Here is a 13,158-nt window from a genome sequence, read left to right as displayed (position 1 = left end):
GTCCCGCACCGCTCTTATCAACACGCCCGACCTGGCCTGGCTCCACGATCCACGTGCCTTCGCTGTCAATCGACTGAGCGCCCGCTCCGCACATCGTTCCACGGCACCCAGACAGAACCTCGACGGCACCTGGGAGGTCGCACTCACCTCGGGCACCCGTGTATCCCTTGAATCCCCTACCGACGCATTCGATCAGGGCGACGTCCATTCCCTCCCCGTCCCCTCCACGCTCGAAACCGAGGGGCTGTGGCCACCGGCATACGTCAACATCCAGATGCCATGGGACGGACACGAGGACCCACAGGCCCCGGCCGCCCCCAGTGACTGCCGCGTCGCCGTCTACCGCCGTTCCTTCAATCTAGACGAGGCCGTGGCACAGCCCCTGGATGCGCGCGGCAGCGTGCGAGTGCGCTTCGACGGCTTCGCGACGGCCCTCTACATCTGGGTGGACGGCACGTTCATCGGCTACTGCGAGGACGGATACACGGCCAGCGAATTCGACATCACAGAAGCACTGTCGGGCGAGACAGAAACGCACGACATCGTCGTCGTGTGCTACGAGTACTCCAGCGCCTCATGGCTGGAGGACCAGGACTCGTGGCGCTTCCACGGCCTGTTCCGCTCGGTTTCCCTGGTGGCGTTGCCCGCGACCCATGTGGAGAACCTCGCGGCGCGTGCAGACTACGACGCGGCAACCGGAGAGGGTACGCTCACCGTCGCCGCTTACATTGAGGGCACCCTCGAAAACACAACGATCACCGCAGAGCTGAGCGCCCCAGACGGACAGGTCGTCTGGCACCACGACGGACCCGCGAGCGCCCAGCGCCTCAACCTGGATGCGAAGCTGGCGGGCGTGCAGCCGTGGAGTGCGGAGTCCCCGTCGCTCTACACGTTGACGCTGACCCTCGAGGACGGGGACGGCAGCGTGGAGCGGGTAACCCAGCGGGTGGGCTTCCGGCGTTTCGAGATCGTCGACTCGGTCTTCACGCTCAACGGTCAGCGCCTGATCTTCCGCGGCTCGAACCGCCATGAGTTCAACGCACGAACGGGCCGCACGATGTCAATGGAGGACATGATCACGGACATCACGCTGTGCAAGCAGCTCAACATCAACGCGATTCGTACCAGCCACTACCCCAACGACACCCGTTTCCTGGACCTGTGCGACGAGTACGGTCTCTACGTCATCGACGAGGCAAACCTGGAGACGCACGGCTCGTGGTGCACGCCCGGTGACATCCCCACCCCTGCCACAGCGATCCCGGGTTCGAAGATGGAGTGGGAAGGAGCCTGCGTGGACCGCCTAGAGTCGATGGTTCGCCAGGACTATAACCACCCGTCCGTGCTCATCTGGTCGCTGGGCAATGAGTCGTTCGGCGGCGAGGTCTTCCGCTCGATGTACCAACGCTCGCACGAACTTGATCCGGCGCGTCCGGTCCACTACGAGGGCGTGACCTGGGAACGCGAGTTCAACGACACCTCGGATATTGAGTCGCGCATGTATGCCCGGCCCGACACAATTGAGGAGTACCTGCGGGATAACCCGACGAAGCCCTACCTGTCGTGCGAGTACATGCACTCGATGGGTAACTCGGTGGGCGGCCTGCAGCTCTACACTGCCTTGGAGCGTTACCCCGCCTACGGAGGCGGTTTCATCTGGGATCTGGTTGATCAGGCACTCTACCACGAGGCGACGGCCGGCTCGGGCGGTGAGTTCCTGGCGTACGGCGGTGATTTTGAGGATCGCCCCTGCGATTGGGAGTTTTCCTGCGACGGCATTCTCTTCGTCGATCGCACCCCGAAGCCCCAGGCGCAGGCCGTCAAGGCTCTCTACGCTCCGGTGATACTCACCCCGAGTGCCGAGGAAATCCGAGTCAATGCGGTGGCTCTGCCCGCTGCTTTGTCGGATCTGCGTATCCGCGCTCGCGTGCTCGCCGACGGCGAGGTCGCGTGGGAGGAGATGTATGAGGCCGTGGCTGCCCCTGGCGAGGAGAGCGCCGTGGCCGTGGGCTGGCCGAGCGACCTCCTGGCCGACACACAGCGCGAGATCATCCTGGAGGCCGCGCTCGTCCTGGCCTCCGACACACCATGGTGCGAGGCCGGACACGTCGTGTCCGTCGGGCAAACGATCCACTCGCGTCCCGAGGTGGCCGACACCGCGCCTGCGGGCGGGGTCTCCTTTACGGTGGGCCGCTGGAACATCGGCATGCGCGAGGGTGACAACGAGGCGTTGCTGTCTCGCACGGCGGGCGGCATCGTCCAGTGGAAGCGCGGGGAGACGGCCATGGTGGCACGCCCACCGCGCCTGACCACATTCCGTCCGCTCACGGACAATGACCGCGGCTGCGGCCACGGCTTTGATCGCGCGTGCTGGACGACGGCTGGCGCCTACGCACGCTGCGTGGGCACGCGCGTGGATGAGGGACCCGACAGCGTTGCCGTGACCTACGACTACAAGCTCGCGGGCGTGCAGGACGTGATCGTTCCGATCCGCTACGAGCTGCGCGCCGACGGCACGATCCGCTTGACCGCAACCTACCCGGGTGCACAGGGTCTCCCGACGATGCCCTGCTTCGGCGTGGAGTGGGCGCTGCCCTCCTCGATTGACCGCCTGCGCTTCTACGGCCTCGGTGCCGTTGAGGCGTACGCGGATCGACTGGACGGTGCAACGCTGGGCGTGTGGGAGGCCAGCGCGGCGGAGAGCATCGCGCCCTACGCGGTGCCGCAGGAGTGCGGCTACCACCCGGGTACGCGCTGGTGCGAGGTGACTGACGCCGAGGGGCACGGCCTGCGCATCGATGCCTGCGGCGAGCTGGGCGTCTCGCTCCTGCCCTATTCCTCGGCGCAGATCGAGCAGGCCGCCCACTGGTGGGAGCTACCCGCACCCGAGGAGCGCGCAGCGACCTACCTGCGCCTCCTCACCGCACAGATGGGGGTCGGCGGCGACGACTCCTGGGGATCGCCGGTCCACGATGAGTTCCACGTCGACGCAAGCGGCACACAGGTGCTTGACGTGACGCTGTCCCTCATCTGACACACGCGGGCGGCGGGGGTATGTGCCCCCCCGCCGCCCACCTGTGTCTGCGCCGCTGTTAGGACTCGGACGTCTCCTCGGCGGGCACGAAACTCTGGCGCGCGACCAGGCGGGTCGACAGCAATATATGATGCTTGTGTTTGAAACGACCCACAATCGAATCGGACAGCAGCATCAGAGTCGTCTCCGCCAGCTCGGAGGGTTCGATCGCGTAGGAGCTGAGTGGCGGTGCCGTGTACTCGCAGACCTCCAGGTTGTCGATAGAGACGACCGCCACCTGATCGGGCACGCGGATCCCGCGCGCAAACAGCGCCTGGAGGACGCCGACCGCGAGCGAGTCCGCGGCAACCAGGAGCGCATCGGGCACGTCCTGGCCGCACGCGTCGAGCAGCGCCTCGGCCTGTCGGCGACCGTTGTCTACGGTAAAAAGACCGGTCGCGAATACCCGGCCCTCAACCGGCATGTTCAGCAGGCGTGCCCACTCGTCGAACGCGATGGTTCGCGGGTCCTGACAAAACAAGTGAGATCCCATCATGTGTCCGTCCCCGCCAATGAAACCGATGCGAGTCCGGCGCTGCTCGCGCAGCGCATAGATCGCTTCAATGACGGTCTGCTGCAGGTCGGGGCGCACGGAATGGAAGAGAGTGGGCGCGGGGTTGATGTCGATGAAGACGCCGTGGGGAAGCGCCTTATGCAGCGCGGTCAGGTCTTCGCGCGTCAGGGGCGCGGGACCCAGCGAGACGAAACCGGAATACTCGTCGCTCGCATCGATCAGGGAGCGCACGTCGGGGAAGAACGACAGGCTCATCATATTTTCGATAGCGCGCTCGCTCAACGCCTCGCGCACATCGGAAAAATAGGAATCACGCGGGCCGGGCGAGGAGTCGAAGTTTTCCAGCACCGCAATCGTCTGGGGGATGCCAGAACGAGAGGTGCGCAGCGCGTAGCCGAGTTCGTTGGCAACCTGGATCACGCGGTGGCGGGTCGACTCTTTCGCGGTGAAGCTGGGGTCACCAGATAAAACACGAGACACGGTCGCCTTCGAAAAGCCCGTCGCCTTCGCGATATCGCCAAGATTAACCATCGATCCTATCCCCCAAACACCCTCTAGCCAACTCGTGACAGTCTAACCGACGCGGGACGTGCGAACGCGGATGAACGCCGCTCTACCCGGGGGTGTGTCGATGGACGAGGCCGTGGCTGGGTTTTCCTTCACCACTCGGCCCTGCGCGGCGCTTAGAGGCTGGAGGACTCGTCGTATTCGGCTTTGATGTCCTCGTGGTGGCGGATGACCTCACGGACCATGAAGCCCAGGAACTTCTCGGCGAAGTCGGGGTCGAGGCCGGAGGAGGCGGCCAGCGTGCGCAGGCGCTCAACCTGGCGGGCCTCGCGGGCCGGGTCTGCGGGTGGCAGATCCAGGCGCGCCTTGATGTGCCCGACGCGCTGCGTGCAGCGGAAACGCTCGGCGAGAATGTGCACGAGCGCGGCATCAATGTTGTCAATGGTGGTGCGAGCCTCGGCCAGCTCGGCGGGTACACCACTCACACCTCGGTCGGCGGAACCGGCAACTCGGGCTTCGTCACGATCCTGCATGAAATCCTCCCGTTACGTCTCGACTGATCAGAAGTCTAGCGGGAGGAGTCAGGCGCTGCGCTTACCTTCCGAGGAACGTTCGGGATAGAGTTCGGCATCCCCATAGCCTTCGACGAGATCGCGCGTGACGAGCACGCGGGCGACATCGTCGCGGCTGGGCAGGTCGAACATAAGGTCGGAAAGGGTCTGTTCCATGATGGAGGACAGACCGCGCGCGCCGGTCTTGCGTTCGTTCGCCAGGGTGGCGATAGCCAGGAGTGCGTCGTGGGTGAACTCCAGTTCCATACCGTCCAGCTCAAACAGGTGCTGATACTGGCGCACGAGGGAGTTCGACGGTTCAGTCAGGACGCGGACTAGGTCTTCCTCCGTCAGCTCCTTCGTGGAGGTCAGGATGGGGAGTCGGCCAATGAACTCGGGGATCATGCCGAACTTGTGCAGGTCCTCGGCGTTCACGGCCTCGTAGAGGTCACCCATCTCCGAGGTGCTCTTCAGTTCGGACCCGAAGCCCGTGGAACGGCGGCCCAAGCGGGCCTTCACAATGTCTTCGATGCCAGCGAAGGCACCGGCGGCGATAAAGAGGATGCCGGAGGTGTCGATCTCGAGGAACTGCTGGTGGGGATGCTTGCGCCCGCCCGTGGGAGGCACGGAGGCGACCGTGCCTTCGATGATCTTCAGGAGGGCCTGCTGCACGCCTTCGCCCGACACGTCGCGGGTGATGGAGGCGTTCTCGGCCTTGCGGCCAATCTTGTCGATCTCGTCGACGTAGATGATGCCCTTCTCAGCCTTCTTGATGTCACCATCGGCCTCCTGAATGAGGCGCAGGAGAATGTTCTCCACGTCCTCGCCGACGTAGCCAGCCTCCGTCAGGGCGGTGGCGTCAACGATGGCGAAAGGCACGTCAAGCAGGCGGGCCAGGCAGCGCGCCAGGTGGGTCTTACCCGTGCCCGTGGGACCTAGCAGCAGAATGTTGGACTTCGTGCCCAACATGTCCTCAGCATTGCCGGCCTCACGCGAACGCACGCGCTTGTAGTGATTATACACCGCGACCGAGAGAGCACGCTTTGCGCGATCCTGACCAATGACCCAAGTATTCAGGAATTCGTTAATCTCGCGAGGCTTGGGAAGGGGGGCAGCAGACGTCAACGCCTGCTGCGCGCCCAACTCTTCCTCAATAATCTCGTTACACAGCTCGATGCATTCATCACAGATGTATGCGCCGGAGCCACCGATGAGCTTACGCACCTGCTTCTGACTCTTCCCACAGAAAGAGCACTTGAGCAGTTCCGCGCCATCAGTCAGACGAGCCACGAGACCTCCTCAAAATTGAACGTTTTCCGTTCGGTCGAATATGCATTTGCACTTACTACAAAATAACCTAGTGCACAAGGGAGAAAAATCCATCGCGGCGCGCGCATTGTTACGAAATGTTCACTTATCACAACACGTCAGATCGTAACACGCATCACAGCAGACTTTCAACGCGCTCAAAAAAGGGCTTTCCCGCAACATTGGTCGGACACCATGCCTTTGTTTCGACAACGAGGCCGTGGCACCCGCCGCGCATTCACACACGGGGAAGCCACGGCCTCGCCGATGACGACAACGTCAGAGAACCTTACGGGACTCAAGCACCTGGTCAATCAGACCATACTCGGCCGCCTGCGGGGCAGTAAGGATCTTGTCGCGCTCGATGTCGCGGCGCACCTGCTCCACCGACTTACCCGAGTGGTACGAGATGGTGTCCTCAAGCCACGCGCGCATACGGTCGATCTCGTCAGCGACAATCTGGATGTCCGAGGCCTGCCCCTGCATGCCCTCCATCGCCGGCTGGTGAATGAGGATACGAGCGTTGGGCAGCGCCAGACGCTTTCCGGGCGAACCAGCGGCCAGCAGCACGGCGGCTGCAGAGGCGGCCTGACCGAGGCACACCGTCTGCACCTGCGGCTTGATGTACTGCATCGTGTCGTAGATCGCCGTCAGCGCCGTGAAGGAACCACCAGGCGAATTGATGTACATGGTGATCAGCGAGTCGGGATCCTGGGACTCCAAGACCAGCAGCTGCGCCATCACGTCATCGGCGCTGGCGTCATCCACCTGCACGCCCAGGAACACGATGCGATCCTCGAACAGCTTCGTGTACGGATTCTGACGGCGGAAACCGTAGGCCGTGCGCTCCTCGAAATCGGGCAGCACGTAGCGGGCCTGCGGCATCTGGCGGGCGACCGCCTCAAAGTAGGGCTGAGTGCTCATCAGTTCTCTCCTCGCGTTCCGATCTCCTGCGGGCTGTCGATCACGCGATCAACGAAGCCGTACTCAAGGGCCTCCTGCGCGGTGAACCAGTGGTCGCGATCTCCATCGGCCTCCACCTGCTCGACAGTCTTGCCCGTACGAGACGCGGTGATCGCCGCGAGTTCCTTCTTCATGCCCAGGATCAGGTCCGCATTAATGCGGATCTCGGTCGCCGAACCGCCAGCGCCACCCAGGGGCTGGTGTAGCAGCACGCGCGTGTGAGGCGTGATGTAGCGCTTGCCGGGAGCGCCCGCGGTCAGCAGGAACTGCCCCATCGACGCGGCCAGCCCCATGCCGACCGTGACGACGTCCGGCTTGATGTACTGCATCGTGTCGTAGATGGCCATGCCGGCCGTCACCGAGCCGCCGGGCGAGTTGATGTACAGGTAGATGTCGCGGTCCGGATCCTCGGCCGCGAGCAGCAGCAGCTGCGCGCAGATCGCGTTCGCGTTCTCATCGCGGACCTCGCCGCCCAGCCAAATGATGCGCTCCTTGAGCAGGCGCTGGTAGACCGAGTCGCCCAGTCCCAGCTGCGAGCCATCGCCGGCAGCCCCGGTATTGTGCACGCTCACGCGTACCTCCTCGTCTGTTCGCGGGCCCAGGTGGCCCCATTGGTGTCAACCGTACCCGGTGCGCGGCCCGCAGCGCGCGCGCCGGGCCGCCGTTTCGCTGTCGGCACATGCGTTCGAGGGGCGAGGCCCAGGCCTCGCCCCTCGACATCAGATCGGGGTGATTCGCAGCGCAAAAGTCTCGCGCCCGCACTCACTCCTGCTCGTCGGCGACCTCGGTGATGATCTCCGCGCCCTCTTCGGTGGCGGGATCAGTGCCGAAGAACTTGGACAGATCAACGTCAGCGCCGTTGGTGTCCTTGACGGTGACGACCTTGAGGGCCTCGATAAGAGCCTTCGAGCGGCCAAGGTCAGCGACAACGTTCGACATCTGCTGGGGGGAAGAGAACAGCTGGTTGATGTCGATGCCGAAGTTCTGCGACATCTGGATCGCGTAGTCGATGAGCTCCTGCTGGGAAACCTGGACGTCGAACTTCTTGGCCAGGGCCTCGGAGAGCAGCTCGGTGCGAATCTCCTTCTCGACGGCTTCGCGAGCTTCCTTCTTCTCCTTGGGCTTGGCGTCCTCGCCGACGCGGTGCTCGACCTGGTGGTCGACCGCGGACTCGGGCAGAACGATCTCAACCTTGCCGAGGAGAACGTCGATCAGGGCGTCGCGCGCGGCGAGGGCCTGCTGGGACTCCTTGGACTCGGCGGCCTGCTTCTTGAGGTCTTCCTTGAGTTCGTCGATGGTGTCGAACTCGGAGACCATCTGAGCGAAGTCGTCGTCAGCCTTGGGCAGCTCGCGCGCCTTCATAGCCTTGACCGTGATGGTGACTTCAGCCTCTTCACCCTCGTGGTCGCCGCCCTTGAGCGTGGACGTGAAGGTGACCTCGTCGCCGGCCTTGGTGCCGCGCAGGGCAGTGTCCTGGCCGTCGAGCATGGTGCCGGAGCCGATCTCGTAGGAGACGTCGGAGGCGGAGTCAACCTGCTCGCCGTTGATGGTGGCAACCAGGTCGATGGTGGCGAAGTCGCCGGTCTTGGCCTTGCGGTTGATGGTCTTGAGGGTGGCGAAGCGGCCACGCAGGTCTTCGAGTTCCTTCTCCACGTCCTCGTCGGTGACCTCGGTGGGGGCAACCTCGACGACGATGGACTCGTCGATCTCGGGCAGCTCGAAGGCAGGGACCACGTCAACCTCGGCAGTGAAGACAAGCTGGCCACCCTGAGGGCCGGTCACGTTCGGGATCTCGGTGACGTCGACGGTCGGCTGAGCCATGGGGCGCAGGTCGTTCTCGTTGACGGCGTCGGAGTAGTGGCCGGGCAGGACCTGGTTGACGACCTGCTCGATGACGGCGGCGCGGCCGAAACGCTGGTCGATGATGCGCGGAGGCACGTGGCCCTTACGGAAGCCGGGGATGTTGACCTGTCCGGCGATCTCCTTGTACGCCTTGTCCATTTCGGACTTGAGTTCCTCAAAGGGAACCTCAACGGTCAGACGAACCTTGGTGGGCTCGAGGGTTTCAACGGTGCTCTTCACGTGCGTACGCTCCGTAGTCTACGAATAGGGGAACGCCCACTTCGGGCGCATAACAACTCGCTCAGTGTACGCCACGGCCCCGGCGATGTCTCTCTTCGCTGTGCCAAATCGGGCGTATGGACCCGATCACGGCCTGATCTCGTGCGCAATTGCACACGCTTGACGTCTCGTGCGCCTCAGTGACGAGGCCGGGGCGGAGACGTCGGGTCGCGTGTCCTCAGGTTGTCAGGTAGTGGGAGCGACCGCGTACGACGGCGGCCAGACGCGCGCGAGGCACGTCGGCGACCTGGCGCACGCCACCGACGATAGCGGCGTGAGTAGCCCGGGCCTCGGAGTCGTCGACGGCGGCGAAGCGCGCTGTCACACGAGGCTGACCTGCGGCGATGGCGATGTCCCAGGATTCGAGTCGGGTCACGGCACGCGCTGCCTGCTCGACTTCTCCGGGTCGGCACCCGGGTGCCAGCGTCGTGACCGTGAGGATGCTCCGATAGGACGGCATGACCTCTCCCCTGCTGACGTTTTGCGCGACAGTGCTGCCGCTGATGGTCGGGGTGACAGGATTTGAACCTGCGACCCTCTGCTCCCAAAGCAGATGCGCTACCAAGCTGCGCTACACCCCGAAGGACTCGTGTCCGATGCACCATCATACGGGAGCGGATGCTAAATGTCGCGCACGTGGACGTTTGACGCTAGGATCTTCCGTGTCCCCCTCGGGGGTACGCGGATGTAGCTCAATGGTAGAGCCTCTGCCTTCCAAGCAGATCACGCGGGTTCGATTCCCGTCATCCGCTCCAAAAGAACGTCACTCTGGATACAAAGGTTTCCGGCACGGCCAGGAACTATCCAGGGTGGCGTTTTCGCTGTTCTGTGGCGGTTTTGGGGTGTTAAAGCCGGATGCGTGGTGCCGTGGAGGAGCCCCTGACGGCGGCCGATCGGAGCCTCGGAGGGGCGACTCAGGGGTTCGCTCGGTGCGTCGAGGCAGAAAGCGTCAAAAGGTTCAGCTCCGCGTCAAAAAGTACGGCCTCGCGCTCCTACAGATCAACCAGAAAACGGCAAGGTCCCAAGGAAGGCCCGGAGACCGAGTTTGAAAAACCGGGTCATGTTGGATTTGGACCAAGCGTGTGCTGAGGTAGTACTTCACCCTTGCTGGGTCATGGTTTGCATTAGCTATATTTTGTATGTTACTATTGCCCGTTTATCCAAATAGGTAGGCTTACCTCAATCTCGAAGGAGCATAATTAGGCTAAATCATAGTCAGATCTGAACATTCTGAAAGTTGCCCCCTGCTAATCTCACATTCGGCCTAGCCTGGTTGTATCATAGTAACGCAGGTAACTTTCTGTTACCCGAATATGTTCAGATTCTGAGAGATTGGACAAGTCATGGTCCCCTTTGACCTTGACACCCGTGTTGAAGAGGTTGAGGAAGCTGTTTGTCCTCAAATCACCTCGACGTTCCTGTGCACCCCTGGGTGCCCAACCGGCGGCATTGCACGCTTCACTACCCAGTGTACTAACGGCTGCAGCATCTCTGTTGGCTGCAAGTGGTTAGTAGCTTTGTCACAACAGTCGACCCTGGAGGTAAGGCATCCTAGACCTTACCTCCAGGGCCGTTTTCTTTGAAAGGTAGGCCATGCCAGCTATATCGGTAACTGATTTGTCGGTTGGGTACAAGAATTCCCCAGTAGTGAGCGGCATTAACTTGCAGCTAAATACTGGCAGGATAATCTGCCTCCTTGGACCAAATGGAGCAGGTAAAACCACCTTAATGAAAACGCTCCTTGGTCGGATAAAACCAGTAAGTGGCCACATTAGATACGATCAGACAAACATTAGCGAAATGTCAGCTGCAATCGACCATCCAAGCCACTTTCCATATCTGAGTGGTAAACAAAATGTACAGGTCGTCGCGGCATTCTGGGGTCTGGATGTTGATCCTGAGTCGGCCTTGGATAGTGTGGACATTGTCCGCGCTGCCCACGGGCGGAAAGCCAAGGACTACTCGACCGGCATGAAGGAACGGCTGGAGCTTTGTCTTGCTTTATTATCTAGACCAAAATTTTTGTTCCTTGATGAGCCACAGAATGGTTTGGATCCAGATGGCATGATCTCCTTGTCTGCGACGCTTCGTCGTTATCGGGACGAAGGGAACTGCGTTGTAATATCAACGCACCTCCTCCATGAGATTCAAGGCGTCCCGGATGAGTGTGTCGTAGTTCGTAACGGCAAAGCTTTGCATATCCCCGACCTCAACGGCGTGAATCTCGCGGACCTATATCACCGGAGGTAGGGCCATGCCAATCACTTCAGCTATCCGTGCTTTGCTTACTTACTATTGGAATATCTGGTATTTTCTCGCGGCTATCTTGGGCTCAATGGCGTCGCTATTCCTCGGCGCATGGATTTCAAGTGAGGCAAGCGGAACTCCAATAACAGGGGGATACAGCTTCTTCTTTACTGGAACGCAGCCACTGATTTCCCTCGCATTACTCTTTATACTTGATGCTAGGGTTTCCGAGGTCCACTATGGGGGTTTGCCTCGGCAGGTATACATTGCTTGGTTACCTAGCGTCCTGCGCACTATCTGTCGAACGCTTTTAATAATTCTTGTGAACCTGCTTAGTGTGCTGTTATTCGATCTAACAATGGTTTTGTCTGGTTCGAAGATGCATTCAGGGCTAGCGACCCTGCTTTGCTTTCTTACCTTCCAAAGTATACTAATTGCTCTGATCTACTCAACATTAGAAAGTCTCTCAAGGCCTCCGGCTGCCGCGGTAATTTCAGGTGTTCTTCTGTACTTCTGGATAGTGCTACCCGGTAACCTAGCTGACAATGCTACCCCATACATATCAAACGCCGTCCACTTGGTAGGGCTGAATCTCAATGGTACCACAAACTCGTTCGTAGATATCCAGGAGCAATCAAATTTGGGTTTCTCTGCGCTTATTCCGATAGCAATCCTAATTATTATCTATGTTCTTGTGACTAGGTTTCGAAGTGAAGGAGCATTAAGAAAATGAAGTTTTTGTGTTCTATCGAGCGAATCGCAATCATTCGTTGGGTCACGATTGCTTATATCGGTGCACTATTTCTTCCGGTGCTGTTTCTCCGTTATGGAAATATCATTGCCGTAGCGCAATCCGCGTTACTCATCATGCTCCCAATTGCCACGGCAGGTCTAGCTTTATCGCATGCTAAGGTCCCTGCCTCGTATGTCTCGTTTAGTATTCACGATAAAGTTCTGCTCCGGTTCATTGCTAAATCGCTGCTTCTCGCACAAGTAGTTAACCTTTGTTTGAGTCTGCTTTATGTCTCTGTCATTGGCGAGCTTGTTAATGAGCCACTGTCGAGTCATACTGCTTTAGTACTTGTTTTCTCTTCGGTTGTGCTAACTCTGGCCTGTTTTGCGCTTCGGCTTTGGACTACTTCATTAGTTTCATGGATTGTTATCATCTTTTTTGTGGTGGCAGGTCTTCCGATTAGCACTGGTGATTTTGCAAACTCACCTGTCTTGGTTGCTGTCGTTCCCACGACTTGGATTTCAAAAGGTGCCACCTTTGGCTCTTATATATTTTCTACCGGTATTCTGTTGGCTGCGATAAGTTCGGGATTTTTACTGAAATCGGTGAAACGTCCATCGTTATACTATACTTGGAAGGCCGCATGTGAGGATAGGTGCACTTCCAACGGATAGGTTTCCAAGTGACGGCAAAGCGGTGTCAGCGTTTGCTAAAACTGTTCTATCGAGTTGAGTGTGGGTGACCGGGTGTTGGTCGGGGGTTGCGGGTAGAGGTCGAGGTCCCTGATGATGAGCGGACTTCTACCCCCGCGATCTTCAAAGGACCTTGACAATGTCGGGTTATAGGATATTTCGTGTTGCTGGGGTTAGTCCCAGGTGTTGTGGTAGGGGGTGGTGTGGTGGAGTTCGTTGAAGCAGATTGCGTCGCCCCAGCCGGGGATGGTGCCGGTGGCTTGGCGGATACGACAACACGCATGGAAGGTACAGCGTTGAACGCGCGTGGTCGGCCAGACCTTCGTGCACGCCCTCGCGAACCCACTGCCCCCGTCGGTGACGACCAAGGCCGGGGGCGCGATCCGGCTCATGAGCGCGCCCCAGGCCCGAGAATTATCACTCCTAGCCGCGTACCAGCCCAGCACACA

11 protein-coding genes, 2 tRNA genes and 1 pseudogene are annotated in these 13,158 nt (G+C 60.4%); 5 read left to right on the top strand and 9 right to left on the bottom strand.

The annotated features are described in order from the left end of the window. Positions 1–3,034, top strand: a 3,034-nt coding sequence (locus QZ149_RS09050) for a glycoside hydrolase family 2 TIM barrel-domain containing protein (RefSeq protein ID WP_366488448.1), incomplete at its 5' end; no start/stop codon positions are given. Between the two features lie 58 nt (positions 3,035–3,092). Here the strand turns inward: QZ149_RS09050 and QZ149_RS09045 are convergent. The 8 genes from QZ149_RS09045 to QZ149_RS09010 form a co-directional block, all read right to left on the bottom strand. Beyond that, entirely contained in the window at positions 3,093–4,118 is a 1,026-nt protein-coding gene (locus tag QZ149_RS09045) for a LacI family DNA-binding transcriptional regulator (RefSeq protein WP_291451102.1), read from the bottom strand. Positions 4,119–4,270: 152 nt separating this feature from the next. Then, on the bottom strand, positions 4,271–4,627 hold the full coding sequence (locus tag QZ149_RS09040) for a chorismate mutase (protein ID WP_291451101.1): 357 nt from the start codon (positions 4,625–4,627) through the stop codon (positions 4,271–4,273). Positions 4,628–4,675: 48 nt separating this feature from the next. After that, a complete protein-coding gene (gene clpX / locus QZ149_RS09035; RefSeq protein ID WP_291451099.1) occupies positions 4,676–5,935 on the bottom strand; it encodes an ATP-dependent Clp protease ATP-binding subunit ClpX in 1,260 nt (419 codons plus the stop codon). Positions 5,936–6,232: 297 nt separating this feature from the next. Further along, a complete protein-coding gene (locus QZ149_RS09030) occupies positions 6,233–6,877 on the bottom strand; it encodes an ATP-dependent Clp protease proteolytic subunit (RefSeq protein ID WP_291451097.1) in 645 nt (214 codons plus the stop codon). After that, a complete protein-coding gene (locus QZ149_RS09025) occupies positions 6,877–7,488 on the bottom strand; it encodes an ATP-dependent Clp protease proteolytic subunit (RefSeq protein ID WP_009647542.1) in 612 nt (203 codons plus the stop codon). Before QZ149_RS09025 ends, QZ149_RS09030 begins: the two co-directional genes overlap by 1 nt. A 190-nt stretch (positions 7,489–7,678) precedes the next feature. Then, positions 7,679–8,998: a trigger factor gene (gene tig / locus QZ149_RS09020; protein ID WP_009647540.1), complete on the bottom strand. Its 1,320-nt coding sequence runs from the start codon at positions 8,996–8,998 to the stop codon at positions 7,679–7,681. A gap of 217 nt (positions 8,999–9,215) precedes the next feature. Further along, the gene (locus tag QZ149_RS09015) at positions 9,216–9,497 is read right to left on the bottom strand and encodes an FMN-dependent dehydrogenase (RefSeq protein ID WP_291451093.1); all 282 of its coding nucleotides are present in this window, start codon (positions 9,495–9,497) and stop codon (positions 9,216–9,218) included. Positions 9,498–9,541: 44 nt separating this feature from the next. Beyond that, a tRNA-Pro gene (locus QZ149_RS09010) sits at positions 9,542–9,618 on the bottom strand. 100 nt (positions 9,619–9,718) lie between these two features. Here QZ149_RS09010 and QZ149_RS09005 point away from each other — a divergent pair. The 4 genes from QZ149_RS09005 (at position 9,719) to QZ149_RS08990 (ending at position 12,691) form a co-directional block, all read left to right on the top strand. Continuing rightward, a tRNA-Gly gene (locus QZ149_RS09005) sits at positions 9,719–9,792 on the top strand. Positions 9,793–10,380: 588 nt separating this feature from the next. Beyond that, positions 10,381–10,620, top strand: coding sequence for a gallidermin/nisin family lantibiotic (locus tag QZ149_RS09000; RefSeq protein WP_291451092.1), 240 nt, complete (start codon positions 10,381–10,383; stop codon positions 10,618–10,620). A gap of 64 nt (positions 10,621–10,684) precedes the next feature. After that, entirely contained in the window at positions 10,685–11,287 is a 603-nt protein-coding gene (locus QZ149_RS08995) for an ATP-binding cassette domain-containing protein (protein ID WP_291451091.1), read from the top strand. Positions 11,288–12,013: 726 nt separating this feature from the next. Beyond that, entirely contained in the window at positions 12,014–12,691 is a 678-nt protein-coding gene (locus tag QZ149_RS08990) for a cytochrome C oxidase subunit IV (RefSeq protein WP_291451090.1), read from the top strand. Positions 12,692–12,951: 260 nt separating this feature from the next. Here the strand turns inward: QZ149_RS08990 and QZ149_RS08985 are convergent. Continuing rightward, a pseudogene (locus tag QZ149_RS08985) lies at positions 12,952–13,158 on the bottom strand (transposase); the annotation flags it as partial.

The sequence above is a fragment of the Actinomyces sp. ICM47 genome (genome assembly GCF_905369875.1).
Lineage (GTDB): Bacteria > Actinomycetota > Actinomycetes > Actinomycetales > Actinomycetaceae > Pauljensenia.
Note: the sequence above shows the minus strand (reverse complement) of the source record. Positions and strands in the feature narration are given on the sequence as shown.

Bases quoted from the DNA above. Each gene is read 5' to 3' on its own strand.
- QZ149_RS09045 (WP_291451102.1), bottom strand. From the start codon at position 4,118: ATGGTTAATCTTGGCGATATCGCGAAGGCGACGGGCTTTTCGAAGGCG.
- QZ149_RS09040 (WP_291451101.1), bottom strand. From the start codon at position 4,627: ATGCAGGATCGTGACGAAGCCCGAGTTGCCGGTTCCGCCGACCGAGGT.
- QZ149_RS09030 (WP_291451097.1), bottom strand. From the start codon at position 6,877: ATGAGCACTCAGCCCTACTTTGAGGCGGTCGCCCGCCAGATGCCGCAG.
- QZ149_RS09015 (WP_291451093.1), bottom strand. From the start codon at position 9,497: ATGCCGTCCTATCGGAGCATCCTCACGGTCACGACGCTGGCACCCGGG.
- QZ149_RS09000 (WP_291451092.1), top strand. From the start codon at position 10,381: ATGGTCCCCTTTGACCTTGACACCCGTGTTGAAGAGGTTGAGGAAGCT.
- QZ149_RS08990 (WP_291451090.1), top strand. From the start codon at position 12,014: ATGAAGTTTTTGTGTTCTATCGAGCGAATCGCAATCATTCGTTGGGTC.